The 22,582-nt window shown below is 69.9% G+C and carries 32 protein-coding genes; all 32 read left to right on the forward strand.

From position 1 onward, the window contains the following. Positions 1 to 129: 129 nt before the first annotated feature. Positions 130 to 951, forward strand: a complete 822-nt coding sequence (gene pcaH, locus ACFYE3_RS03090) for a protocatechuate 3,4-dioxygenase subunit beta (protein ID WP_387605054.1) — start codon at positions 130 to 132, stop codon at positions 949 to 951. Further along, complete coding sequence (gene pcaG / locus ACFYE3_RS03095) at positions 944 to 1,528, forward strand: protocatechuate 3,4-dioxygenase subunit alpha (RefSeq protein ID WP_387605053.1); 585 nt, start codon at positions 944 to 946, stop codon at positions 1,526 to 1,528. The genes pcaH and pcaG overlap by 8 nt, the downstream gene beginning before the upstream one ends. A 109-nt stretch (positions 1,529 to 1,637) precedes the next feature. Beyond that, on the forward strand, positions 1,638 to 3,113 hold the full coding sequence (locus ACFYE3_RS03100) for a lyase family protein (RefSeq protein WP_387605052.1): 1,476 nt from the start codon (positions 1,638 to 1,640) through the stop codon (positions 3,111 to 3,113). Then, a complete protein-coding gene (locus tag ACFYE3_RS03105) occupies positions 3,110 to 3,949 on the forward strand; it encodes an alpha/beta fold hydrolase (protein ID WP_387605051.1) in 840 nt (279 codons plus the stop codon). The genes ACFYE3_RS03100 and ACFYE3_RS03105 overlap by 4 nt, the downstream gene beginning before the upstream one ends. Next, positions 3,946 to 4,377 carry a 4-carboxymuconolactone decarboxylase gene (pcaC, locus tag ACFYE3_RS03110; protein WP_387605050.1) on the forward strand — a complete coding sequence of 144 codons (432 nt, stop codon included), beginning with the start codon at positions 3,946 to 3,948 and terminating at the stop codon, positions 4,375 to 4,377. Before ACFYE3_RS03105 ends, pcaC begins: the two co-directional genes overlap by 4 nt. A 54-nt stretch (positions 4,378 to 4,431) precedes the next feature. Continuing rightward, positions 4,432 to 5,625 (forward strand): thiolase family protein, encoded by a 1,194-nt coding sequence (locus ACFYE3_RS03115; RefSeq protein ID WP_387605049.1) that lies wholly within the window; start codon positions 4,432 to 4,434, stop codon positions 5,623 to 5,625. 49 nt (positions 5,626 to 5,674) lie between these two features. Then, entirely contained in the window at positions 5,675 to 6,367 is a 693-nt protein-coding gene (locus ACFYE3_RS03120; RefSeq protein WP_387605048.1) for a 3-oxoacid CoA-transferase subunit A, read from the forward strand. 1 nt (position 6,368) lies between these two features. Next, positions 6,369 to 7,046 (forward strand): 3-oxoacid CoA-transferase subunit B, encoded by a 678-nt coding sequence (locus tag ACFYE3_RS03125; RefSeq protein ID WP_387605047.1) that lies wholly within the window; start codon positions 6,369 to 6,371, stop codon positions 7,044 to 7,046. 77 nt (positions 7,047 to 7,123) lie between these two features. Further along, on the forward strand, positions 7,124 to 7,936 hold the full coding sequence (locus ACFYE3_RS03130; protein WP_387605046.1) for an IclR family transcriptional regulator domain-containing protein: 813 nt from the start codon (positions 7,124 to 7,126) through the stop codon (positions 7,934 to 7,936). A gap of 306 nt (positions 7,937 to 8,242) precedes the next feature. Then, positions 8,243 to 8,617 carry a 30S ribosomal protein S12 gene (gene rpsL, locus ACFYE3_RS03135; protein ID WP_017833291.1) on the forward strand — a complete coding sequence of 125 codons (375 nt, stop codon included), beginning with the start codon at positions 8,243 to 8,245 and terminating at the stop codon, positions 8,615 to 8,617. Next, positions 8,617 to 9,087, forward strand: a complete 471-nt coding sequence (rpsG, locus tag ACFYE3_RS03140; RefSeq protein WP_368799104.1) for a 30S ribosomal protein S7 — start codon at positions 8,617 to 8,619, stop codon at positions 9,085 to 9,087. Before rpsL ends, rpsG begins: the two co-directional genes overlap by 1 nt. 69 nt (positions 9,088 to 9,156) lie before the next feature. Next, on the forward strand, positions 9,157 to 11,271 hold the full coding sequence (gene fusA, locus ACFYE3_RS03145) for an elongation factor G (protein WP_387605045.1): 2,115 nt from the start codon (positions 9,157 to 9,159) through the stop codon (positions 11,269 to 11,271). A gap of 160 nt (positions 11,272 to 11,431) precedes the next feature. After that, positions 11,432 to 12,622 (forward strand): elongation factor Tu, encoded by a 1,191-nt coding sequence (tuf, locus tag ACFYE3_RS03150; RefSeq protein ID WP_387605044.1) that lies wholly within the window; start codon positions 11,432 to 11,434, stop codon positions 12,620 to 12,622. Positions 12,623 to 13,252: 630 nt separating this feature from the next. Continuing rightward, on the forward strand, positions 13,253 to 13,561 hold the full coding sequence (gene rpsJ, locus ACFYE3_RS03155) for a 30S ribosomal protein S10 (protein ID WP_003803825.1): 309 nt from the start codon (positions 13,253 to 13,255) through the stop codon (positions 13,559 to 13,561). Positions 13,562 to 13,577: 16 nt separating this feature from the next. After that, entirely contained in the window at positions 13,578 to 14,234 is a 657-nt protein-coding gene (gene rplC, locus ACFYE3_RS03160; protein ID WP_017833296.1) for a 50S ribosomal protein L3, read from the forward strand. Between the two features lie 7 nt (positions 14,235 to 14,241). Continuing rightward, positions 14,242 to 14,865: a 50S ribosomal protein L4 gene (rplD, locus tag ACFYE3_RS03165; protein ID WP_368820408.1), complete on the forward strand. Its 624-nt coding sequence runs from the start codon at positions 14,242 to 14,244 to the stop codon at positions 14,863 to 14,865. After that, positions 14,862 to 15,167 (forward strand): 50S ribosomal protein L23, encoded by a 306-nt coding sequence (gene rplW / locus ACFYE3_RS03170; RefSeq protein WP_017833298.1) that lies wholly within the window; start codon positions 14,862 to 14,864, stop codon positions 15,165 to 15,167. The genes rplD and rplW overlap by 4 nt, the downstream gene beginning before the upstream one ends. A 30-nt stretch (positions 15,168 to 15,197) precedes the next feature. Continuing rightward, positions 15,198 to 16,037, forward strand: a complete 840-nt coding sequence (rplB, locus tag ACFYE3_RS03175) for a 50S ribosomal protein L2 (RefSeq protein ID WP_017833299.1) — start codon at positions 15,198 to 15,200, stop codon at positions 16,035 to 16,037. A gap of 12 nt (positions 16,038 to 16,049) precedes the next feature. Further along, positions 16,050 to 16,331, forward strand: coding sequence for a 30S ribosomal protein S19 (rpsS, locus tag ACFYE3_RS03180; RefSeq protein ID WP_368820407.1), 282 nt, complete (start codon positions 16,050 to 16,052; stop codon positions 16,329 to 16,331). Positions 16,332 to 16,384: 53 nt separating this feature from the next. After that, positions 16,385 to 16,750, forward strand: a complete 366-nt coding sequence (gene rplV, locus ACFYE3_RS03185) for a 50S ribosomal protein L22 (protein ID WP_368820406.1) — start codon at positions 16,385 to 16,387, stop codon at positions 16,748 to 16,750. Then, complete coding sequence (gene rpsC, locus ACFYE3_RS03190) at positions 16,751 to 17,608, forward strand: 30S ribosomal protein S3 (RefSeq protein WP_387605043.1); 858 nt, start codon at positions 16,751 to 16,753, stop codon at positions 17,606 to 17,608. Next, positions 17,609 to 18,025: a 50S ribosomal protein L16 gene (rplP, locus tag ACFYE3_RS03195; RefSeq protein ID WP_017833303.1), complete on the forward strand. Its 417-nt coding sequence runs from the start codon at positions 17,609 to 17,611 to the stop codon at positions 18,023 to 18,025. It abuts the gene before it with no gap. A 2-nt stretch (positions 18,026 to 18,027) separates the two neighbouring features. Beyond that, complete coding sequence (gene rpmC / locus ACFYE3_RS03200) at positions 18,028 to 18,303, forward strand: 50S ribosomal protein L29 (RefSeq protein ID WP_017833304.1); 276 nt, start codon at positions 18,028 to 18,030, stop codon at positions 18,301 to 18,303. Next, positions 18,300 to 18,590, forward strand: a complete 291-nt coding sequence (rpsQ, locus tag ACFYE3_RS03205; protein WP_368820404.1) for a 30S ribosomal protein S17 — start codon at positions 18,300 to 18,302, stop codon at positions 18,588 to 18,590. Before rpmC ends, rpsQ begins: the two co-directional genes overlap by 4 nt. A 357-nt stretch (positions 18,591 to 18,947) precedes the next feature. Beyond that, positions 18,948 to 19,316 (forward strand): 50S ribosomal protein L14, encoded by a 369-nt coding sequence (gene rplN, locus ACFYE3_RS03210; RefSeq protein WP_017833306.1) that lies wholly within the window; start codon positions 18,948 to 18,950, stop codon positions 19,314 to 19,316. 2 nt (positions 19,317 to 19,318) lie between these two features. Then, positions 19,319 to 19,663 carry a 50S ribosomal protein L24 gene (gene rplX / locus ACFYE3_RS03215; RefSeq protein WP_109268117.1) on the forward strand — a complete coding sequence of 115 codons (345 nt, stop codon included), beginning with the start codon at positions 19,319 to 19,321 and terminating at the stop codon, positions 19,661 to 19,663. Next, positions 19,663 to 20,232 carry a 50S ribosomal protein L5 gene (gene rplE, locus ACFYE3_RS03220; protein WP_387605042.1) on the forward strand — a complete coding sequence of 190 codons (570 nt, stop codon included), beginning with the start codon at positions 19,663 to 19,665 and terminating at the stop codon, positions 20,230 to 20,232. The genes rplX and rplE overlap by 1 nt, the downstream gene beginning before the upstream one ends. Before the next feature lie 79 nt (positions 20,233 to 20,311). Then, a complete protein-coding gene (gene rpsH, locus ACFYE3_RS03225; RefSeq protein WP_017833309.1) occupies positions 20,312 to 20,710 on the forward strand; it encodes a 30S ribosomal protein S8 in 399 nt (132 codons plus the stop codon). 24 nt (positions 20,711 to 20,734) lie between these two features. Continuing rightward, entirely contained in the window at positions 20,735 to 21,271 is a 537-nt protein-coding gene (gene rplF, locus ACFYE3_RS03230) for a 50S ribosomal protein L6 (protein ID WP_368820401.1), read from the forward strand. Between the two features lie 2 nt (positions 21,272 to 21,273). After that, on the forward strand, positions 21,274 to 21,645 hold the full coding sequence (rplR, locus tag ACFYE3_RS03235) for a 50S ribosomal protein L18 (protein WP_368820400.1): 372 nt from the start codon (positions 21,274 to 21,276) through the stop codon (positions 21,643 to 21,645). Next, positions 21,642 to 22,373, forward strand: coding sequence for a 30S ribosomal protein S5 (gene rpsE, locus ACFYE3_RS03240; protein ID WP_387605041.1), 732 nt, complete (start codon positions 21,642 to 21,644; stop codon positions 22,371 to 22,373). Before rplR ends, rpsE begins: the two co-directional genes overlap by 4 nt. Continuing rightward, on the forward strand, positions 22,373 to 22,582 hold the full coding sequence (rpmD, locus tag ACFYE3_RS03245) for a 50S ribosomal protein L30 (RefSeq protein ID WP_017833313.1): 210 nt from the start codon (positions 22,373 to 22,375) through the stop codon (positions 22,580 to 22,582). Before rpsE ends, rpmD begins: the two co-directional genes overlap by 1 nt.

Below are 22,582 nucleotides of genomic sequence, written 5' to 3' on the forward strand. Positions count from 1 at the left end.
ACAACGAACACATGTGCGAATGCTGCACCGGATGCGCTAGCCTCGGAGAGTTCGTCGCGGACGCGCCGGCCACCGCGGGCACCACGCCCGCCGGTGCGGCAGCCACCTCGCAACACAAGGAGCTGAACCATGACCGACCAGGACCAGGGGGCGGGAGAGTCCTTCGTGCACCTCACGCCGAAGGGCCCCGACGACGCGGCGGACACGCAGGCCGACCTCGACCGAGAGATGGCGCGGGTCAGCGAGGACTACGCCGCCTCGGGACGCACCGAGACGCAGCCGCGGCTGGACTACGCGCCCTACCGCAGCTCGATCCTGCGGCACCCCACCAAGGACCTGCACCACACGGACCCGGAGACCATCGAGCTGCACGCCCCCGCCTTCGGTGAGCGGGACGTGCACCCGCTCGAGTCGGACCTGACCGTCCAGTCGGGCGGGGAGCCGATCGGCGAGCGGATCAAGATCCGCGGCCGGGTCCTCGACGGCGACGGCCGGCCCGTGCGCCGCCAGCTCGTGGAGATCTGGCAGGCCAACGCCGCCGGGCGCTACATCCACAAGCGGGACCAGCACCCCGCCCCCATCGACCCGAACTTCACGGGCGTGGGACGGTGCCTCACCGGCGACGACGGCTCCTACGAGTTCGTCACCATCAAGCCCGGCCCGTACCCCTGGAAGAACCACCACAACGCCTGGCGGCCCGCGCACGTGCACTTCTCCCTGTTCGGCACGGACTTCACCCAGCGGATGATCACCCAGATGTACTTCCCCTCGGACCCGTTGTTCGCGCTGGACCCGATCTTCCAGTCCATCGTGGACCCCGAGGCCCGCCGGCGGCTCGTGGCCGAGTACGACCACCACGCGTCCGAGCACGAGTGGCTGCTCGGCTACACCTGGGACATCGTGCTCAGCGGCTCGAACCGCACCTGGACGGAAGGCGACCCCAATGTCTGAGACCCCCGCTCACCCCCAGCTCCCGGCCACCCCCGGCCAGACGATCGGGCCGTTCTTCGGCTACGCGCTGCCCTACGACAAGGGCGAGCTGCTGGTCCCGCTCGGGCACCCGCAGGCGGTGCGCCTGCACGGCACCGTCACCGACGGCCACGGCGACCACGTGCCGGACGCCATGCTCGAGATCTGGCAGGCGGACGGCCACGGTGCGGTCCCCACCGCGACCGGCTCGCTCGTGCGCGACGGCTACACCTTCACCGGCTTCGGCCGCGCGTCCGTCGACAACGAGGGCCACTACACCTTCACGACGGTGGACCCGGGGCCGACGGAGCCCGGCAAGGCGCCGTTCATCACGCTGACCGTCTTCGCCCGGGGCGTGACGAACCGGCTGTTCACCCGCATCTACCTGCCGGAGGACACCGCGGCCCTCGCGAACGACCCGCTGCTGCGCTCTCTGCCCGAGGACCGGCGCCGCACCCTGGTCGCCGAGCGCGAGGCCGACGGCTCCCTGCGCTTCGACCTCCGGCTGCAGGGCGAGGGGGAGACCGTCTTCCTCACCTACCCGAACCTCGAGGCGTGACCCGCGCGCAGGGGCTCCGGCCGGTGCGGCCGGAGCCCCTGCGCAGCGCCCGGCCCGCTCTGCGCCCGGTGAGCGACCCCGTGACCGAACGACCCCCAGGAGGACCCGCATGACCGACGTCGGCCTGCTCAGCCCCGGCACCCACCGCGGCGCCGCGCGCACGGACGACACGGCGGTGCTCCAGGCGCTGCTCGACGTGGAGGCCGCGTGGGTCGCCGCCCTGTCGGCCGCCGGCCTCGCGCCGGCGGAGGCCGCGGACGCCGCCCGCCGCGCCGCCCGCGCCGGGGACTACGACGCCGCCGACCTCGCCCGCCGGGCCGAGGGCGGCGGCAACCCCGTCATCCCGCTCCTTGCCGACTACCGCCGGCGGCTCGGGGAGCTCGATCCCGCCGCGGTGCGCTGGGTGCACCGCGGCCTCACCAGCCAGGACGTCATGGACACCGCCATGATGCTCGTCCTGCACCGAGCCGCGGAGCCCCTGGCCCGCGACCTGGCGGCCGCCCGGGACGCGCTGGCCGCCCTGGCCGACGCCCACCGCGCCACCGTGCAGACCGCCCGCACGCTGACCCAGCACGCCCTGCCCACCACCTTCGGGCTCAAGGCCTCCAGCTGGCTCGCCGGCCTCCAGGACCTGGACGGGGACCTGGCCGAGCTGCGCCGCCTGCCCGTGTCCTACGGCGGCGCCGCGGGCTCCCTCGCCGCGAGCCTCGCCCTCTTCCCCGACGCCCCCGACGCCGCCGAGCGCGCCCTCGGTCTGGCCGGGCACTGGGCCGACGAGCTCGGCCTCGCCCTGCCTCCGCACGTCTGGCACACGACCCGGCGCCCCGTCCTGCGCACGGCCGGCACCCTCGCGGCCGTGTGCGCGGCCCTCGGGCGGATCGCCAACGACGTCCTCCTGCTCGCCCGCCCCGAGCTGGGGGAGCTGCGGGAACCGGCCGCCGAGGGCCGGGGCGTGTCCTCGGCGATGCCGCAGAAGCAGAACCCGGTCCTGTCGGTGCTGCTCAAGCGGACCGCGCTGAGCGCCCCCCAGCTGCTCGCGCAGGTCCACCTCGCCGCCGGCCAGTACGTGGACGAGCGCCCCGACGGGGCCTGGCACGCCGAGTGGGCCGCGCTGCGGGAGCTCGCCCGGCTCGCGGTCGCGGCGTCGTCGCACGCCGCCGAGCTCGCGCAGGGACTCGTGGTGGACCCCGCACGGATGCGCGCGAACCTCGACGCCTCCGGCCCCGCCGTGCTCGCCGAGCGGATCAGCGCCGCCCTGGCGCCGCTCGTGCCCCGGGCCGGTGGCGCCACGGGCAAGCAGCAGGTGCAGGACGCCGTGCGCGAGCACGCCACCGACCGCGACGGCATGGTCAGCGCCCTCCTCGCGCTGGCCGGGGGCGCCGCCCGGCCCGACGGCACTCCGGTGGACGAGGCCTTCGTCGCCGGGCTGCTGGACCCCGCCGGCTACCTCGGCGCCAACGACCTGCTGATCGACCGGGCGCTCGAGCGGGCACACCGCTCCGCGAACGACCGTTCGGCCGCGGAGGCCACCGCCGGGGCGTCCGCCGAGACCTCAGCCCCGACCCGTTCCAGGAGCACCGCATGACCGTTCCCGAGCTCGCCCTCGTCCGGTTCCCCGGCCGGCCGGCCCCGTCCCCCCAGGCCCGCCTCGTCGTGCTCGGCCCCTCCCTGGGCACGTCCGTCACCTCCCTCTGGTCGGGTGTCGTGCGCCGGCTCGAGGGGGACTTCCACGTCTTGGGCTGGGACCTGCCCGGCCACGGGGTCTCCGCGCCCGCCGGCGAGCCGTTCACCATGGCGGAGCTGGCGCAGGGAGTGCTGGCCGCGCTGGACCGCCACCGCGCCGACGCCGACGTCGACGCAATGAGGGAACATCCGTTCTACTACGCCGGCAACTCGATCGGCGGCTGCGTGGGCCAGCAGCTGCTCGTCGACGCCCCCGACCGGGTGCGCGCCGCCGTCCTGCTCGGCACCGCCGCCCAAGTGGGCGAGCCCGCCGGCTGGGCCGAGCGCGCACGGCTCGTCGCCGCCGCCGGCACGCCCACCCAGGTGGTGGGATCCGCCCAGCGCTGGTTCGGCCCCGGGTTCATCGAGCGGGACGCGGTCACGACCACCGGCCTGCTGCACGACCTCCAGGACGCCGACCGCTTCTCCTACGCCCGGGCCTGCGAGGCGCTCGGCGCCTTCGACCTGCGCGAGCGGCTCGGCGGCGTGCGCGCCCCCGTGCTCACGGTCGCCGGAGCCCACGACGCCGCGACCCCGCCCGGGGCCGTGGGCGCCCTCGCCGAGGCCGTCGGCGGGCGGGCCGTCGTCCTGGACGGCGCCGCCCACCTGCTCCCGGCCGAGGCCCCGCAGGACGTGGCCAGCCTGCTGGCCGGGCACTTCACCGCCCACCCCGCCGACGCCGAAGGAGCACGAGCATGAGCACCGACCCCCAGCGCACCGAGCAGCAGGCGCACGCCGACGGCATGGTCGTGCGCCGCGAGGTGCTCTCCGACGCCCACGTGGACCGTGCCGAGGCCGGCAAGGACGCCTTCACCGCCGAGTTCCAGGACTTCATCTCCCGCTACGCGTGGGGCGAGATCTGGACCCGGCCGGGACTGGACCGGCGGATGCGCAGCGCCGTGACCCTGACCGCGCTGATCGCGGCCGGGCACTGGGAGGAGTTCGAGATGCACGTGCGCGCCGCCCTGCGCAACGGCCTGGAGCGGGACGAGATCAAGGAGATCCTGCTGCAGTCGGCGATCTACCTCTCCGTGCCCTCCGCCAACAACGCCTTCAAGCACGCCAAGCAGGTGCTCGACGCCCTCGACGCCGAGGGCCGCGGCCGCCCCGCGCCCCCGGCCACCTGACCTCCCCTCCCGACACCCCGTGACCGACGTGCAACGACGCAAGTGAGGAACACCATGACCGAGGCCTACATCTACGACGCCGTGCGGACCCCCTTCGGCCGCTTCGGCGGCGCCCTGGCGGGCGTGCGCCCCGACGACCTGGCCGCCCTGGTGATCGGCGAGCAGGTCCGGCGCGCGGCCGGCCTGGACCCGGCCGCGATCGACGAGGTCGTGCTCGGCAACGCCAACGGCGCCGGCGAGGAGAACCGCAACGTCGCCCGCATGGGCACGCTGCTGGCCGGCCTGCCCGTCGAGCTCCCCGGCACCACCGTCAACCGCCTGTGCGGGTCCTCCCTGGACGCGGCGATCATCGCGTCCCGGCAGATCAACGCGGGCGAGGCCGACCTGATGCTCGTCGGCGGGGTCGAGTCCATGAGCCGGGCCCCCTGGGTCCTCCCGAAGACGGAGAAGCCCTACCCGGCCGGCGATCTGACCCTGGCCTCCACCACGCTCGGCTGGAGGCTCGTCAACAAGCGGATGAAGCCGGAGTGGACCGTGTCCCTGGGCGAGGCCACCGAGCAGCTCGCCGAGCGGCACGGCATCACCCGCGAGCGGATGGACGAGTTCGCGTTCCGCTCCCACCAGCTCACCCAGCAGGCGTGGGACGAGGGCTTCTACGACGACCTCACCGTGCCCGTCCCGGACACCGAGCTGACCCGGGACGAGTCCGTCCGCGCGTCCTCGACGGTCGAGAAGCTGGGCGGGCTCAAGACCGTCTTCCGCCCGGCGGAGGAGGGCGGCACCGTCACCGCCGGCAACGCCTCGCCCCTCAACGACGGGGCGTCGGCGGCGCTGCTGGGCTCCGAGAAGGCCGCCGAGCTGACCGGACTGGCCCCCCTCGCCCGCATCGCGGGCCGCGGTGCCGCCGCCAACGAGCCGCAGTTCTTCGGCTTCGCCCCGGTCGAGGCCGCGAACCTCGCCCTGGCCCGCGCCGGCATCACCTGGGACGACGTCGCCGCCGTGGAGCTCAACGAGGCCTTCGCCGCCCAGTCCCTCGCGTGCGTCGACGCCTGGGGGATCGACCCCGGGATCGTCAACCGGCACGGCGGCGCCATCGCCATCGGCCACCCCCTCGGAGCCTCCGGCACCCGCATCCTCGGCACGCTCGCGAAGTCCCTGCGGGCCTCCGGGGCCCGCTGGGGCGTGGCGGCCATCTGCATCGGCGTGGGCCAGGGCCTCGCCGTCGTGCTCGAGAACCAGAACGCCTGAGGCCCCCGGGGCACCGGGCGGAGAAGACCACCGAAGGAAGGCACATCGCATGCTGAACATCGCAGAGAGCTGCGCGCAGGCCGTGGCCGGCATCCACGACGGCGCCACCGTCATGATCGGGGGCTTCGGCGTGGCCGGCCAGCCCGTCGAGCTCATCGACGCGCTCATCGACCACGGCGCCACCGGCCTGACGGTCGTGAACAACAACGCCGGCAACGGCGACGTCGGCCTGGCCCGGCTGATCCAGTTGGGCCGCGTGGCCAGGATCATCTGCTCCTTCCCGCGCCAGTCCGACTCGTGGCACTTCGACGAGAAGTACCGGGCCGGGCAGATCGAGCTCGAGGTCGTGCCCCAGGGCAACCTCGCCGAGCGGATCCGCGCCGCCGGCGCCGGCATCGGGGGGTTCTTCACCCCCACCGGCTACGGCACCCCGCTCGCGGAGGGCAAGGAGGTCCGCGAGATCGACGGCCGCCACTACGTCCTCGAGCACCCCATCAAGGCCGACTTCTCCCTGACCAAGGCGCACGTCGCGGACCGGGCCGGCAACCTCGTCTACCGCAAGACGGCGCGCAACTTCGGCCCGATCATGGCCGCGGCCGCCACCACCTCCATCGTGCAGGTCGCGGAGATCGTGGAGCGCGGCGCGCTGGACCCGGAGGTCGTCGTGACCCCGGGCATCTACGTGGACACCGTCGTACGGATCGACGCACCCGCCCAGACCGACCCCCGAGAGGACAGCTGAGATGAGCGAGAACACCGTGGACACCGTGCCCCGGACGTCCGAGACCCCGCTCGCCCCGGAGGAGCTCGCCCGTGTGGTGGCCCGGGACATCCCTGCCGGGTCCTACGTCAACCTCGGCATCGGCCAGCCCACCCTGGTCTCCAACTACCTGAGCGCCGAGGACGACGTCACCCTGCACACCGAGAACGGCATGCTCGGCATGGGCCCCGAGGCCCAGGGCGAGGAGGTGGACGCCGATCTCATCAACGCCGGCAAGATCCCCGTGGTCGAGACGCCGGGCTGCTCGTACTTCCACCACGCGGACTCCTTCGCCATGATGCGCGGCGGGCACCTCGACTGCTGCGTGCTCGGCGCCTTCCAGGTGGACGCCAAGGGCAACCTCGCGAACTGGCACACCGGCAAGACGGACGCGATCCCCGCCGTGGGCGGGGCCATGGACCTGGCCACGGGTGCGAAGATGACCTTCGTGATGATGTCCCTGCAGACCAAGAAGGGCCAGTCCAAGCTCGTGGAGCGGTGCACCATGCCGCTCACCGGCGTCGGCTGCGTCTCGCGGATCTACACCGACCAGGCCGTGTTCCTCATCGAGGAGGACGGCGTGGCGGTGCGCGAGACCTTCGGCACGAGCTTCGAGGAGCTCCAGCAGATCGTCGACGTCCCGCTGCGGCCTGCCCGCTGAGCCCAGCACCGATCCCGCGGGTGCGGCGGGCCGGCACCGGCCGCCGCACCCCGGACGAGGCCCGCAGGAGGCCACTGATGACCGAGCAGGACCCGACCGCCCCGGCGGGGGAGCGGGGCGCCCCCGGACAGTTCGTGCAGTCGCTGGCACGCGGGCTCGGCGTGATCACGGCCTTCGACGCCCGGCACCCCCGGATGACCCTCAGCGACGTGGCCCGGCGCACCGGGCTGACCCGCGCCACCGCCCGCCGGTTCCTGCTCACGCTCGAGGAGCTGGGCTACGTCCGGACCGACGGGCGGCTCTTCGAGCTCACCCCCACGGTCCTCCAGCTCGGCTACTCCTACCTCTCCTCGCAGCCGCTGCCGGCCCTGGCCGCCCCCCACCTCGAGACGCTCTCGGCGCGGGTCGAGGAGTCCACGTCCGCCTCCGTGCTGGACGGCTCCGACATCGTCTACGTCGCCCGCGTCTCCACGCACCGGATCATGACCGTGGCGATCGCCGTGGGCACCCGGTTCCCCGCCCACGCCACGTCCATGGGCCGGGTGCTGCTCGCCGGGCTGGGCCCGGAGCAGCTCGCCGAGTACTTCCGCACGGCGCGGATCGAACGCCTGACCGAGCACACCCTCACCGACCGCGCGGCCCTCGAGGCCGACCTGCGACGGGTCCGCGCCCAGGGCTGGGCCCTCGTGGACCAGGAGCTCGAGATCGGGCTGCGCTCCGTCGCCGCCCCCGTGACCGACGGCACCGGGCGCGTGGTCGCGGCCGTGAACGTCTCCATGCGCGTGGGGATGCCCGGCGCAAGCGCCGGGGACCCCGTGGACGACGTGGTGCCGCCCCTGCTCGAGTGCGCACGGCGGATCTCCGCAGACCTCGCCGCGACCGGGCGCTGACCGGTCGGCCCCGTTTCCCCGCCCCGGCCGGGGTCTGATAGGCTGTCGAGGAATTGAACGGTCATCCCCCGGCGCCCGCGCCCCTGGAGGCCGAAGAAATCATGGCAGAACGGACTCGGTCCTCCGGTACGCGGTGTGTACCGAAATGCCATCCTTTTCGTCTGCCCAGCTACCTTCGGCGCGGCGACCGTGGTGCCCGCCCTGCGGGCGCACGTCGTGCGCCGCACCCGCTCCCGGCCCCGGCCGGTCGCGGGGAGCCGAACACCCAGCGGGCCGCTGACGCGTCCCGTCCGATCAGGAGACACTGTGCCTACAATCCAGCAGCTGGTCCGCAAGGGCCGGACCCCGAAGGTCGTCAAGACCAAGGCGCCCGCACTCAAGGGCAGCCCCATGAAGCGCGGCGTGTGCACCCGCGTCTACACCACCACCCCCAAGAAGCCGAACTCCGCGCTGCGCAAGGTCGCCCGCGTGAAGCTCAACGGCGGCGTGGAGGTCACGGCCTACATCCCCGGTGAGGGCCACAACCTGCAGGAGCACTCCATCGTGCTCGTCCGCGGCGGTCGCGTGAAGGACCTCCCCGGTGTCCGCTACAAGATCGTCCGCGGCGCGCTCGACACCCAGGGTGTCAAGGGCCGCCAGCAGGCCCGTTCCCGTTACGGCGCCAAGAAGGAGAAGAAGTAATGCCTCGTAAGGGTCCCGCTCCCAAGCGCCCGCTCGTCGTCGACCCGGTCTACAGCTCCCCGGTCGTCACGCAGCTGATCAACAAGGTCCTCCAGGACGGCAAGAAGTCCACCGCCGAGCGCATCGTCTACGGTGCCCTCGAGGGCGTCCGCGCCAAGTCCGGTGCCGACCCCGTCGTCACCCTCAAGAAGGCCCTGGAGAACGTCAAGCCGGCCCTCGAGGTGAAGTCCCGCCGCGTCGGCGGCGCCACCTACCAGGTGCCCGTCGAGGTCAAGCCGGGCCGCGCCCAGGCGCTGTCCCTGCGCTGGCTCGTCGGCTACTCGAAGATCCGCCGTGAGAACACCATGACCGAGCGTCTGCAAAACGAGATCCTGGACGCGTCCAACGGTCTCGGTGCCGCCGTGAAGCGCCGGGAGGACACCCACAAGATGGCGGAGTCCAACAAGGCCTTCGCCCACTACCGCTGGTAGAATCTTCCAGGCCTGTCGGCCCCACCCGGGCCGACAGGCCGCCGGCACCATCTCCGAAAGGGAATCACCGTGGCACTTGACGTGCTTACCGACCTCAAGAAGGTCCGCAACATCGGCATCATGGCGCACATCGATGCCGGGAAGACCACCACCACCGAACGCATCCTGTTCTACACCGGTATCTCCCACAAGATCGGCGAGACCCACGATGGTGCCTCCACCATGGACTGGATGGCGCAGGAGCAGGAGCGCGGCATCACGATCACGTCCGCCGCGACGACCTGCTACTGGCACGACAACCAGATCAACATCATCGACACCCCGGGCCACGTGGACTTCACGGTCGAGGTCGAGCGCTCCCTGCGCGTGCTCGACGGCGCCGTGGCGGTCTTCGACGGCAAGGAGGGCGTCGAGCCCCAGTCGGAGACGGTCTGGCGCCAGGCCGACAAGTACGACGTCCCCCGCATCTGCTTCGTCAACAAGATGGACAAGCTGGGCGCCGACTTCTACTTCACCGTCGACACCATCATCAACCGCCTCGGCGCGAAGCCGCTGGTCATGCAGCTCCCGATCGGCTCCGAGTCCGAGTTCACCGGCGTGGTCGACCTGCTCACCATGAAGGCCTTCGTCTGGCCGGGCGACTCCAAGGGCGACGTCTCCCTCGGCGCGAAGTACGAGATCGAGGAGATCCCCGCTGACCTGCAGGAGCGGGCCGAGGAGTACCGCAACCAGCTGGTGGAGTCCGTCGCCGAGGCCGACGACGAGCTCATGGAGAAGTACCTGGGCGGCGAGGAGCTCACCCTCGACGAGATCAAGGCCGGCATCCGGAAGCTCACCATCACCTCGCAGGCGTACCCCGTGCTCTGCGGCTCCGCGTTCAAGAACCGCGGCGTGCAGCCGATGCTCGACGCCGTCATCGACTTCCTGCCGTCCCCGCTGGACGTGCCGAACGTCGAGGGCCACGCGCTGAACAACGAGGAGGAGATCCTCTCCCGCCCGGTCGACTCGACCGCGCCGTTCTCCGCGCTCGCCTTCAAGGTGGCCAACCACCCGTTCTACGGGCAGCTGACCTACATCCGCGTGTACTCCGGCAAGGCCGGCAACGGCGACCAGGTGCTCAACTCCACCAAGGGCAAGAAGGAGCGCATCGGCAAGCTGTTCCAGATGCACTCCAACAAGGAGAACCCGGTCGACACCGTCCAGGCCGGACACATCTACGCCGCGATCGGGCTCAAGGACACCACCACGGGCGACACCCTGTGCGACCTGCAGAAGCCGATCGTGCTCGAGTCCATGTCCTTCCCGGCCCCGGTCATCTCGGTGGCCATCGAGCCGAAGACCAAGGGCGACCAGGAGAAGCTCTCCATCGCGATCCAGAAGCTCTCCGCCGAGGACCCCACGTTCACCGTGTCCCTCAACGAGGAGACCGGCCAGACCGAGATCGGCGGCATGGGCGAGCTCCACCTGGACATCCTGGTGGACCGCATGAAGCGCGAGTTCAAGGTCGAGGCGAACGTCGGCAAGCCGCAGGTGGCCTACCGCGAGACGATCAAGAAGGCCGTCGAGAAGATCGACTACACGCACAAGAAGCAGACCGGCGGCTCCGGCCAGTTCGCCAAGGTGCAGATGGCCTTCGAGCCGATCCCGCTGGACGCCGAGGAGCTCTACGAGTTCGACAACAAGGTCACCGGCGGCCGCGTCCCGCGCGAGTACATCCCCTCCGTGGACGCCGGCATCCAGGACGCCATGCGTCTCGGCATCCTCGCCGGGTACCCGGTCGTGGGCGTCAAGGCCACCCTGCTCGACGGCGCCTACCACGACGTCGACTCCTCCGAGATGGCGTTCAAGATCGCCGGCTCGATGGTGTTCAAGGAAGGTGCCCGCAAGGCGCAGCCCGTCCTCCTCGAGCCGCTCATGGCGGTCGAGGTGCGCACCCCCGAGGAGTACATGGGCGAGGTCATCGGCGACCTGAACTCCCGCCGCGGCCAGATCCAGTCGATGGAGGACGTGAGCGGCATCAAGCTGGTCAGCGCCCTCGTCCCGCTGTCCGAGATGTTCGGCTACATCGGCGACCTCCGGTCCAAGACCCAGGGCCGCGCCGTGTACTCCATGCAGTTCGACAGCTACTCGGAGGTCCCCAAGGCCGTCGCCGAGGAGATCGTCCAGAAGAACCGCGGCGAGTAGGCACCACCCCTCGGCCCCCGGCCGGGAATTTCATCAAACAAGTACAGCCAAAGTAGACTTGCAGAGGTTTCAGTACTGCTGAGCGCCTCAAGCTCCCCCCGACAACACCCGGTGGGGAAGTGCTGAGCAAACTACGACAAATGTTCTAGGAGGAACAACCATGGCGAAGGCCAAGTTCGAGCGCACCAAGCCGCACGTCAACATCGGCACCATCGGCCACGTCGACCACGGCAAGACGACGCTCACGGCTGCCATCTCCAAGGTCCTGGCCGACAAGTACCCGGACCTGAACGAGAAGCGCGACTTCGGTGCCATCGACTCCGCTCCGGAGGAGAAGCAGCGCGGCATCACCATCAACATCGCGCACATCGAGTACCAGACGGAGAAGCGCCACTACGCGCACGTCGACGCCCCGGGCCACGCGGACTACGTCAAGAACATGATCACCGGTGCGGCGCAGATGGACGGCGCCATCCTCGTGGTCGCCGCCACGGACGGCCCCATGGCCCAGACCCGCGAGCACGTGCTGCTCGCCCGCCAGGTGGGCGTGCCCTACCTGCTGGTGGCCCTGAACAAGTCCGACATGGTCGACGACGAGGAGCTGCTGGACCTCGTCGAGATGGAGGTGCGCGAGCTCCTCGCCGACCAGGGCTTCGACGGCGACAACGCGCCGGTCGTCCGCGTCTCGGCGCTGAAGGCCCTCGAGGGCGACCCCGAGTGGGTCGCCAAGGTCGAGGAGCTCATGCAGGCCGTCGACGAGAACGTGCCCGACCCCATCCGTGAGATGGACAAGCCGTTCCTCATGCCCATCGAGGACGTCTTCACCATCACCGGTCGCGGCACCGTGGTGACCGGCCGTGCCGAGCGTGGCACGCTGCCGATCAACTCCGAGGTCGAGATCGTCGGCATCCGCCCGGTCCAGAAGACCACGGTCACCGGCATCGAGATGTTCCACAAGCAGATGGACGAGGCCATGGCGGGCGAGAACTGCGGCCTGCTGCTGCGCGGTCTCAAGCGTGACGACGTCGAGCGCGGCCAGGTCGTGTGCAAGCCGGGTTCCATCACCCCGCACACCGACTTCGAGGCCAACGTCTACATCCTCTCCAAGGAGGAGGGCGGGCGCCACAACCCGTTCTACTCCAACTACCGTCCGCAGTTCTACTTCCGGACCACCGACGTCACCGGTGTCATCACGCTGCCCGAGGGCACCGAGATGGTCATGCCCGGCGACAACACCGAGATGACGGTCGCGCTGATCCAGCCGATCGCCATGGAGGAGGGCCTCGGCTTCGCCATCCGCGAGGGTGGCCGCACCGTGGGCTCCGGCCGCGTCACCAAGATCATCAAGTAGTCCCCGGACTGCTCGATCTGCGCAGAACCCCCCGTCGCTCGCGCAGCGGCGGGGGGTTCCGCGCGTTCCGGGAGCGGTCGGGCTCCCGCACGGAAACCTCCGCGCCCGGGCTGGCGCTCGACGGCAGGGCAACCGTCCGTCCGGAGGCCGGCGCGCGGACGGGACCGGGGCCCGAGCGCCGGCGCGGGCACGGGGCGGGGGAGCCCCACGGCTTCCGCTCCGCCGCCCACGCCGTTCGCCCCGGCGGCCGAGGCCGTGCGTTTGCACCGGTCTGCCATCTCTGGCAGGATGGAGGACGTTGTTCAAGCGCCGACGTGTGCTCCCAACGGTTCGAACCGGCAGACCCCAGGACACCATCGGGTTCCGAAGCAGAACCGGGAGCCAGCAGCTCCTGGGAGCTGCCACGGACGGACCACATACAGCCCGCCCCGAGGAACGGACCCGGTGCGCCCTCGTGCCCGCACGAGGCGACACGCCCGAGTTCGGGGGTCGGAGCTCCAGCAGGGTGAGGAACCCGGATCCTTCCGGATTCAGTCTGCGTGGAGGGGCGCCCACTCAGGTGGCGCCATGCACAAGGAGCCCTCGGCTCCGTCACAGGGAAGTACGTTCAAGAAAGAGAGTCACGACGCCATGGCGGGACAGAAAATCCGCATCCGGCTGAAGTCTTATGACCACGAGGTCATCGACGTCTCGGCCCGGAAGATCGTTGAGACGGTGACGCGCGCAGGCGCCACGGTGGTCGGCCCCGTGCCGTTGCCCACCGAGAAGAACGTGTACTGCGTCATCCGTTCGCCGCACAAGTACAAGGACAGCCGTGAGCACTTCGAGATGCGCACGCACAAGCGGCTGATCGACATCATCGACCCCACGCCGAAGGCCGTCGACTCGCTCATGCGCCTCGACCTGCCGGCTGACGTGAACATCGAAATCAAGCTGTAAAGAGGATCGCATCCCAATGACTACCACTTTCGAACGCCAGGTGAAGGGCCTGCTGGGCACGAAGCTCGGCATGACCCAGGTCTGGGACGAGAACGGGAAGTTCGTGCCGGTGACCGTCGTCAAGGCGGACTCCAACGTCGTGACCCAGCTGCGCAACCAGGACCGTGACGGCTACTCGGCCGTCCAGATCGGGTTCGGTGCGATCGACCCCCGCAAGGTCACCCAGCCGCTGGCCGGCCACTTCGAGAAGGCCGGCGTGACGCCGCGCCGCCACGTCGTGGAGCTGCGCACGGCCGACGCCGACACCTACGAGCTGGGCCAGGAGCTCTCCGTCGAGCTCTTCGAGGCCGGCCAGAAGGTCGACGTGATCGGCAAGACCAAGGGCAAGGGCACGGCCGGTGTGATGAAGCGTCACGGCTTCTCCGGCGTCGGCGCCTCCCACGGTGCCCACAAGAACCACCGCAAGCCGGGATCCATCGGCGGCGCGTCCTATCCCGCTCGCGTGTTCAAGGGCATGCGCATGGCGGGCCGCATGGGCGCCGTCCGTCACACGACGCAGAACCTCACCGTTCACGCCGTGGACGCCGAGAACTCCCTGCTGCTCATCAAGGGCGCCCTGCCGGGCCCCAAGGGTTCGGTCGTCCTCGTCCGCACCGCAGTGAAGGGAGCCTGATCAGACCATGGCAACTCAGACCGTCAACGTCGAACTGCCCGCCGAGATCTTCGACGTCCAGACCAACGTGCCCCTGCTGCACCAGGTCGTCGTCGCGCAGCTGGCCGCGGCCCGCCAGGGCACGCACAAGACCAAGAACCGCGCCGAGGTCTCCGGCGCCGGCCGCAAGCCCTTCAAGCAGAAGGGCACCGGCCGCGCCCGCCAGGGCTCGATCCGCGCCCCGCACATGACCGGTGGCGGCGTGGTGCACGGCCCGACCCCGCGGGACTACAGCCAGCGCACCCCCAAGAAGATGAAGGCCGCCGCCCTGCGCGGAGCCCTGTCTGACCGGGCGCGCAACAACCGCATCCACGTCGTGGAGGCCGTCGTCGAGGGCACCGTCCCCAACACGAAGGCCGCCCAGGCGACGCTGCGCGGGCTCTCCGACCGCAAGAACCTGCTGGTCGTCCTGCACCGCTCGGACGACGTGGCCGCGCTGTCGGTGCGCAACCTCGACGACGTGCACACCCTCTACGCGGACCAGCTCAACACGTACGACGTGCTGGTCTCCGACGACGTGGTCTTCACCAAGGACGCGTTCGAGTCCTTCGTGGCGGCCGCCAGCAAGAAGAAGCAGGAGGACGCCAAGTGAGCGCGACCACCATCAAGGATCCCCGGGACGTCATCATCGCGCCGGTCGTCTCGGAGAAGTCCTATGGGCTCATCGACGAGGGCCGCTACACGTTCTTCGTGGCGCCCGACTCGAACAAGACGCAGATCAAGTACGCCGTGGAGCAGATCTTCGGCGTCAAGGTCGAGTCCGTGAACACCATCAACCGTGCCGGGAAGCGGAAGCGCACGCGCTTCGGCTGGGGTCAGCGCAAGGGCACCAAGCGTGCCGTTGTGACCCTGAAGGAAGGCACCATCGACATCTTCGGCGGTCCGCTCGCCTGAGCGGAGACCACTTTAACGAGGAACTGACACATGGCTATCCGTAAGCACAAGCCGACAACCCCGGGCCGTCGCGGCTCCTCCGTTGCCGACTTCGCAGAAATCACGCGCACGACCCCCGAGAAGTCGCTGGTCCGGCCGCTGCCCAAGAAGGGCGGCCGGAACAACACCGGCCGCATCACCACCCGGCACAAGGGTGGCGGGCACAAGCGCCAGTACCGCGTCATCGACTTCCGTCGCCACGACAAGGACGGCGTCGACGCCAAGGTCGCGCACATCGAGTACGACCCCAACCGCACGGCGCGCATCGCGCTGCTGCACTTCGTGGACGGCTCCAAGCGCTACATCATCGCGCCGAACAAGCTGTCGCAGGGCGACGTCGTCGAGTCGGGCCCCGGCGCCGACATCAAGCCCGGCAACAACCTGCCGCTGCGCAACATCCCCGTCGGCACCGTGATCCACGCCGTCGAGCTCCGTCCGGGCGGCGGCGCCAAGCTCGCCCGCTCCGCCGGTGCGTCCGTGCAGCTCGTCGCGAAGGAGGGCAAGTACGGCCAGCTCCGGCTGCCCTCCGGCGAGATCCGCAACGTCGACGTGCGCTGCCGCGCGACGGTCGGCGAGGTCGGCAACGCCGAGCAGTCGAACATCAACTGGGGCAAGGCCGGCCGCAACCGCTGGAAGGGCGTCCGCCCGACCGTCCGCGGTGTCGTCATGAACCCCGTCGACCACCCGCACGGTGGTGGCGAGGGCAAGACCTCCGGTGGCCGTCACCCGGTCAACCCGAACGGCAAGCCCGAGGGCCGCACCCGCCGCCCCAACAAGGAGAGCGACAAGCTCATCGTCCGCCGTCGTCGCACCGGCAAGAACAAGCGCTAAGGAGCCTGACACATGCCACGCAGCCTGAAGAAGGGCCCTTTCGTCGATCAGCACCTTTTCCTGAAGGTCGCCAAGGAGAACGACAAGGGCACCAAGAACGTCATCAAGACGTGGTCCCGCCGCTCGATGATCATCCCCGACATGCTGGGGCACACGATCGCCGTGCACGACGGACGCAAGCACATTCCCGTGTTCATCACCGAGTCGATGGTCGGGCACAAGCTCGGCGAGTTCGCCTCCACGCGGACCTTCCGCGGCCATGTGAAGGACGACAAGAAGGGCAAGCGCCGCTGATCCTCCGGGATCCCGCAGCGTGAGCACTTCGAGAAGACGAGAGAAGGAAAGCAATGGAAGCCAAGGCATCTGCGCGCTACATCCGCGTGACGCCTATGAAGGCCCGGCGCGTCGTCAACCTGATTCGTGGCCAACAGGCGAATGAGGCTCTGGCGATTCTGAAGTTCGCCCCCCAGGCTGCTTCGGAGCCGGTGTTCAAGGTCCTCCAGTCGGCGGTCGCGAACGCGCGCCAGCTGGCGGACCGTGACGGCCTGCCGTACAAGGAGGAGGAGCTCGTCGTGAGCGAGGCCTTCGTCGACGAGGGTCCGACCATGAAGCGGTTCCGGCCGCGCGCCCAGGGCCGCGCCTACCGCATCAACAAGCGCACGAGCCACATCACCGTGATCGTGGCGAGCCCTGACAGCGAGGAGGTCCGCTAAGTGGGACAGAAGATCAACCCGCACGGGTTCCGGCTGGGCATCACCACCGACCACGTGTCGCACTGGTACGCGGACTCCACCAAGGAGGGCCAGCGCTACAAGGACTACGTCCGTGAGGACATCAAGATCCGCAAGCTCATGTCCACGGGCATGGAGCGGGCCGGCATCTCCAAGGTCGAGATCGAGCGGACCCGGGACCGCGTGCGCGTGGACATCCACACCGCCCGCCCCGGCATCGTCATCGGCCGCCGCGGCGCCGAGGCCGACCGCATCCGCGGCGAGCTCGAGAAGCTCACGGGCAAGCAGATCCAGCTGAACATCCTCGAGGTCAAGAACCCCGAGGTGGACGCCCAGCTGGTCGCCCAGGGCGTCGCCGAGCAGCTCGCCTCCCGCGTGGCCTTCCGCCGCGCCATGAAGAAGGCCATCCAGTCGGCGCAGCGCGCCGGCGCGAAGGGCATCCGCATCCAGTGCGCCGGCCGCCTCGGCGGCGCCGAGATGAGCCGCTCGGAGTTCTACCGCGAAGGCCGTGTGCCCCTGCACACCCTGCGCGCGAACATCGACTACGGGTTCTTCGAGGCCAAGACCACCTTCGGCCGCATCGGCGTGAAGGTCTGGATCTACAAGGGCGACCTCACCGCGAAGGAACTGGCGGCCCAGCAGGCCGCCGCTCCCTCCCGCGGCCGTGGCGGCGGCGAACGCGACCGTCGTGGCGGTCCGGGCGAGCGTCGCGGCGGCGGCGGCGGCGGCGACCGTCGTCGTCCCGACCGTAACGACCGTGGCGGACGCCGTGAGCGCACCGACTCCGCCGCCTCCCCGGCTCCGGCCGCGGGAGCGACCAACGCAGAGGGTGGTAAGTAAATGCTCATCCCACGTCGTGTGAAGTTCCGCAAGCAGCACCACCCCAAGCGGTCGGGCGCTGCCAAGGGCGGCACCACCGTCGCCTTCGGTGAGTGGGGCATCCAGGCGCTCACGCCGGCCTACGTGACGAACCGTCAGATCGAGGCCGCGCGTATCGCCATGACCCGCCACATCAAGCGTGGCGGCAAGGTCTGGATCAACATCTACCCGGACCGCCCCCTGACCAAGAAGCCCGCCGAGACCCGCATGGGCTCCGGCAAGGGCTCCCCCGAATGGTGGGTCGCCAACGTCAAGCCCGGGCGCGTGATGTTCGAGCTCTCCGGTGTCTCCGAAGAGGTCGCCCGCGAGGCCCTGCGCCTGGCGATCCACAAGCTCCCGATGAAGGCACGCATCGTGCGTCGCGAAGGTGGTGAATGAGAATGGCTGTTGGATCCAAGGATCTGAGCATCGAGAACCTCGCGGCCCTCGACAAGGACTCTCTGGGTGAGGCGCTGCGCAAGGCCAAGGAGGAGCTGTTCAACCTCCGCTTCCAGTCCGCAACCGGTCAGCTCGAGAACAACGGCCGCCTCAAGGCCGTCAAGCGCGACATCGCCCGCATCTACACGGTGCTGCGCGAGCGCGAGCTCGGCATCCGGCCCCAGGCGGGCTCCGCCGAGACCACCGCCGAGACCACCTCCGAGGAGGACGCCAAGTGACCGAGCAGATCAACAACGAGGCCGAGCAGGCCGACGAGCGCGGTGACCGCAAGAGCCGCCGTGGCTACGTGGTCTCCGACAAGATGGACAAGACCGTCGTCGTCCAGCTGCAGGACAACGTCAAGCACGCGCTGTACGGCAAGGTCATGCGCCGCTCCTCGAAGGTCAAGGCCCACGACGAGCAGAACGCCGCCGGTGTCGGCGACCTCGTCCTGATCTCCGAGACCCGCCCGCTGTCCGCCACCAAGCGGTGGCGGATCGTGGAGATCCTCGAGAAGGCCAAGTGACCCGAGCTCGCTAGAGCCGGCCACGGCCGCGACGGCCCGTCCCTTCCACGAAGGGGCGGGCCGTCGTCCGTCCACCGCCCCGCACGGACGGGCGTCCCGCCTGTGCTAGGCTGGTGAGCTTGTATGGGCCGATACGTCTGCCCGTGCATCCCACAGCTCTTCGTGCCAGCGCATAATGACCGCGTGCAGGGCGCCCCCGTGCCACCTGGTGGCGGGTTCAGATGCTCCTGGCATGGAGGGCTGGGCCCGGTCCGGCGTGCGCGCCGGGGGAGGGCACATCATCCGACAAGCTGTTCCGCAAGGCCCGCACCGTGCTCTCGATCGGTGTTGGAACCGGCGTGACGACAGGAGTAATCAGTGATTCAGCAGGAGTCGCGACTGAAGGTCGCCGACAACACGGGTGCGAAGGAGATCCTCACCATCCGTGTTCTCGGTGGATCCGGACGTCGCTACGCAGGCATCGGCGACATCATCGTCGCCACCGTCAAGGACGCGATCCCCGGCGGGAACGTGAAGAAGGGCGACGTGGTCAAGGCCGTCATCGTCCGCACCAAGAAGGAGCGCCGTCGTCCGGACGGCTCCTACATCAAGTTCGACGAGAACGCCGCAGTGATCCTGAAGAACGACGGTGACCCCCGGGGCACCCGCATCTTCGGCCCCGTGGGCCGTGAGCTGCGCGACAAGAAGTTCATGAAGATCATCTCGCTGGCCCCGGAGGTGCTCTGACCATGGCGAAGTTCAAGATCAAGACCGGCGACCTGGTGCAGGTCATCTCCGGCAGCAAGGACAACAAGGGCAAGCAGGGCAAGGTCCTGCGCGTCATCCCCGAGACGTCCCGTGTGGTCGTGGAGGGCATCAACGTGATCACCCGCCACCGCAAGGCCTCCATGCAGGGCGAAGCCGGCGGCATCGACAAGGTCGAGGCCCCGATCCACGTGTCCAACGTGGCGCTCGTGGACCCGGAGACCAACAAGCCGACCCGCGTCGGCCACCGCACCGAGACCGTGGAGCGCGACGGGCGCCAGAAGACCGTCCGCGTCCGCGTCTCCAAGAGCACCGGCAAGGACCTGTGATGACCGAAACCACCGAGATCAGCGTGTCCCCGCGCTTCAAGGACAAGTACCAGGAGACCGTCGTGCCCGCGCTGCAGGAGCAGTTCGGCTACGGCAACGTCATGGAGATCCCGCGCGTCGTCAAGGTCGTCGTGAACATGGGTGTCGGCGACGCCGCGAAGGACTCGAAGCTCATCGACGGCGCCGTCCGCGACCTCACCGCCATCACGGGCCAGAAGCCGCTCGTGACCCGGGCGAAGAAGTCCATCGCGCAGTTCAAGCTCCGCGAGGGCATGCCGATCGGCGCGCACACCACGCTGCGCGGCGACCGCATGTGGGAGTTCCTCGACCGCCTGGTGACCCTGGCCCTGCCGCGCATCCGTGACTTCCGTGGGCTGTCCGCGCGCCAGTTCGACGGCAACGGCAACTACACCTTCGGCCTCACCGAGCAGTCCATGTTCCACGAGATCGACCAGGACCGCATCGACCGGGTCCGCGGCATGGACATCACGGTGGTCACCACCGCGAAGACCGACGACGAGGGCCGCGCGCTGCTGAAGGCGCTCGGTTTCCCCTTCAACTCCAACTAATCTCGCTACGTTCCAGGTCTGCTCGCGCGCCGCACGGCGCCGGCGGAAACCGGGACGAGGAAGGGCACGTGCCCCCAAAATGACAATGACAGATCCTGTCGCGGACATGCTGACGCGTCTGCGCAACGCCAACTCCGCCTACCACGACTCCGTGAGCATGCCGTACTCGAAGCTCAAGGCTCGCGTGGCGGACATCCTCAAGGCCGAGGGCTACATCGCGGACTACAAGGAGGAGGCGGCCGAGGTCGGCAAGACCCTCACGCTGTCCCTGAAGTTCGGCCCCAACCGGGAGCGCTCCATCGCGGGCGTCCGGCGCATCTCCAAGCCGGGCCTGCGCGTCTACGCCAAGTCCACCAACCTCCCCAAGGTCCTGGGCGGCCTGGGCATCGCCATCCTGTCCACCTCTTCCGGGCTGCTGACCGACAAGCAGGCCGCGAAGAAGGGCGTGGGCGGCGAAGTCCTCGCCTACGTCTGGTAACCCCGGAACAGAAAGGAAGAGAACATGTCACGTATCGGACGTCTCCCCATCTCTGTGCCGGCCGGTGTGGAGATCAACGTCGACGGCAACGTCGTCTCCGTCAAGGGCGCCAAGGGCGAGCTGCAGCACACCGTTGCCAGCCCGATCTCGGTCGCGCTCGAGGACAGCACCCTCACCGTCACCCGACCCGACGACGAGCGCGAGTCCCGCTCGCTGCACGGCCTCACCCGCACCCTGATCGCCAACATGATCCAGGGCGTCACCCAGGGCTACTCCAAGGGCATCGAGATCGTGGGCACCGGGTACCGCGTGCAGGCCAAGGGCCAGGACCTCGAGTTCGCCCTCGGCTACAGCCACCCGATCACCTTCAAGGCCCCGGAGGGCATCTCGTTCGCCGTCGAGGGCGTCAACAAGCTCTCGGTCAACGGCATCGACAAGCAGCAGGTCGGCGAGGTCGCCGCCAAGATCCGCAAGCTCCGCGCCCCCGAGCCCTACAAGGGCAAGGGCGTGCGGTACGCCGGCGAGCAGATCCGCCGCAAGGCCGGAAAGGCTGGTAAGTAACCATGGCTCTGAAGATCAAGGGCAAGTCCAAGGCCGCCGCCCGCAGCCGCCGCCACGTCCGGGTGCGCAAGCACCTGGCCGGCACGGCAGCGCGCCCGCGCCTGGTCGTCAACCGCTCGGCCCGCCACGTGTTCGTCCAGGTCGTCGACGACACCCAGGGTGTCACCGTCGCCTCGGCGTCCACCATGGAGGCCGACCTGCGCGGCGCCGACGCGGACAAGACCGCGAAGGCCAAGCGCGTGGGTGAGCTCGTCGCCGAGCGCGCCAAGGCCGCCGGTGTCGAGTCCGTCGTGTTCGACCGCGGCGGCAACAAGTACCACGGTCGCGTGGCGGCTGTCGCCGACGGCGCCCGCGAAGGAGGTCTGGCACTGTGAGCGAGCAGAACAACGAGAAGGAAACCCAGGTGACCGAAGCCAGCACTGCCTCCACGGAGGCGACCGGGGCCCAGCAGACCACCGAGGCCAACCGCTCCCAGGACTCCCGCGGCGACCGCGGGGGCCGTGGCGAGCGCGGCGGCCGCGGTGAGCGCGGCGGCCGCGGTGAGCGCGGCGGCCGCGGTGGCCGCGGCGGCCGCGACGAGGAGAAGGACAAGTTCCTCGAGCGCGTCGTGACCATCAACCGTGTCTCCAAGGTCGTCAAGGGCGGTCGTCGCTTCAGCTTCACCGCCCTCGTCGTCGTCGGCGACGGCAACGGCATGGTCGGTGTGGGCTACGGCAAGGCCAAGGAGGTGCCGGCCGCGATCTCCAAGGGCGTCGAGGAGGCGAAGAAGAACTTCTTCCGCGTCCCGCGCATCGAGGACCGCACGATCCCGCACCGCGTGCAGGGCGAGGCCGCCGCAGGCGTCGTCATGCTGCGCCCGGCGACCCCCGGTACCGGTGTGATCGCCGGTGGGCCGGTCCGCGCCGTGCTCGAGTGCGCCGGCATCCACGACGTGCTGTCGAAGTCCCTCGGCTCGTCGAACCAGATCAACATCGTGCACGCAACCATCGAGGCGCTCCGCCAGCTCGAGGAGCCGGCGGCCGTCGCGGCCCGCCGTGGGCTGCCGATCGACGAGGTCGTCCCCGGTCCGTTGCTGCGCTCGATCCAGAAGGCAGGTGCCTGATGTCCGGCAAGCGTATCCAGCCCGACGGCACGGAGCTGCGCATCACGCAGGTCCGGTCGGTGGTCGGCCAGAAGCAGAACATGCGGAACACCCTGCGGTCCCTCGGCCTGAAGCGGCCGGGCAACGTCGTGGTCCGCAAGGCCGACGGCGTGACCGCGGGCATGGTCAACACCGTCGCCCACCTGGTCAAGGTCGAGGAGGCCAAGTAA

The sequence above is a fragment of the Kocuria arenosa genome (assembly GCF_042879215.1).
Classification (GTDB): domain Bacteria; phylum Actinomycetota; class Actinomycetes; order Actinomycetales; family Micrococcaceae; genus Kocuria; species Kocuria arenosa.

Bases quoted from the DNA above. Each gene is read 5' to 3' on its own strand.
- pcaH (WP_387605054.1), top strand. From the start codon at position 130: ATGACCGACCAGGACCAGGGGGCGGGAGAGTCCTTCGTGCACCTCACG.
- pcaG (WP_387605053.1), top strand. From the start codon at position 944: ATGTCTGAGACCCCCGCTCACCCCCAGCTCCCGGCCACCCCCGGCCAG.
- ACFYE3_RS03100 (WP_387605052.1), top strand. From the start codon at position 1,638: ATGACCGACGTCGGCCTGCTCAGCCCCGGCACCCACCGCGGCGCCGCG.
- ACFYE3_RS03105 (WP_387605051.1), top strand. From the start codon at position 3,110: ATGACCGTTCCCGAGCTCGCCCTCGTCCGGTTCCCCGGCCGGCCGGCC.
- pcaC (WP_387605050.1), top strand. From the start codon at position 3,946: ATGAGCACCGACCCCCAGCGCACCGAGCAGCAGGCGCACGCCGACGGC.
- ACFYE3_RS03115 (WP_387605049.1), top strand. From the start codon at position 4,432: ATGACCGAGGCCTACATCTACGACGCCGTGCGGACCCCCTTCGGCCGC.
- ACFYE3_RS03120 (WP_387605048.1), top strand. From the start codon at position 5,675: ATGCTGAACATCGCAGAGAGCTGCGCGCAGGCCGTGGCCGGCATCCAC.
- ACFYE3_RS03125 (WP_387605047.1), top strand. From the start codon at position 6,369: ATGAGCGAGAACACCGTGGACACCGTGCCCCGGACGTCCGAGACCCCG.
- ACFYE3_RS03130 (WP_387605046.1), top strand. From the start codon at position 7,124: ATGACCGAGCAGGACCCGACCGCCCCGGCGGGGGAGCGGGGCGCCCCC.
- rpsG (WP_368799104.1), top strand. From the start codon at position 8,617: ATGCCTCGTAAGGGTCCCGCTCCCAAGCGCCCGCTCGTCGTCGACCCG.
- tuf (WP_387605044.1), top strand. From the start codon at position 11,432: ATGGCGAAGGCCAAGTTCGAGCGCACCAAGCCGCACGTCAACATCGGC.
- rpsJ (WP_003803825.1), top strand. From the start codon at position 13,253: ATGGCGGGACAGAAAATCCGCATCCGGCTGAAGTCTTATGACCACGAG.
- rplC (WP_017833296.1), top strand. From the start codon at position 13,578: ATGACTACCACTTTCGAACGCCAGGTGAAGGGCCTGCTGGGCACGAAG.
- rplD (WP_368820408.1), top strand. From the start codon at position 14,242: ATGGCAACTCAGACCGTCAACGTCGAACTGCCCGCCGAGATCTTCGAC.
- rplB (WP_017833299.1), top strand. From the start codon at position 15,198: ATGGCTATCCGTAAGCACAAGCCGACAACCCCGGGCCGTCGCGGCTCC.
- rpsS (WP_368820407.1), top strand. From the start codon at position 16,050: ATGCCACGCAGCCTGAAGAAGGGCCCTTTCGTCGATCAGCACCTTTTC.
- rplV (WP_368820406.1), top strand. From the start codon at position 16,385: ATGGAAGCCAAGGCATCTGCGCGCTACATCCGCGTGACGCCTATGAAG.
- rplP (WP_017833303.1), top strand. From the start codon at position 17,609: ATGCTCATCCCACGTCGTGTGAAGTTCCGCAAGCAGCACCACCCCAAG.
- rpmC (WP_017833304.1), top strand. From the start codon at position 18,028: ATGGCTGTTGGATCCAAGGATCTGAGCATCGAGAACCTCGCGGCCCTC.
- rplX (WP_109268117.1), top strand. From the start codon at position 19,319: ATGGCGAAGTTCAAGATCAAGACCGGCGACCTGGTGCAGGTCATCTCC.
- rplE (WP_387605042.1), top strand. From the start codon at position 19,663: ATGACCGAAACCACCGAGATCAGCGTGTCCCCGCGCTTCAAGGACAAG.
- rpsH (WP_017833309.1), top strand. From the start codon at position 20,312: ATGACAATGACAGATCCTGTCGCGGACATGCTGACGCGTCTGCGCAAC.
- rplF (WP_368820401.1), top strand. From the start codon at position 20,735: ATGTCACGTATCGGACGTCTCCCCATCTCTGTGCCGGCCGGTGTGGAG.
- rplR (WP_368820400.1), top strand. From the start codon at position 21,274: ATGGCTCTGAAGATCAAGGGCAAGTCCAAGGCCGCCGCCCGCAGCCGC.
- rpmD (WP_017833313.1), top strand. From the start codon at position 22,373: ATGTCCGGCAAGCGTATCCAGCCCGACGGCACGGAGCTGCGCATCACG.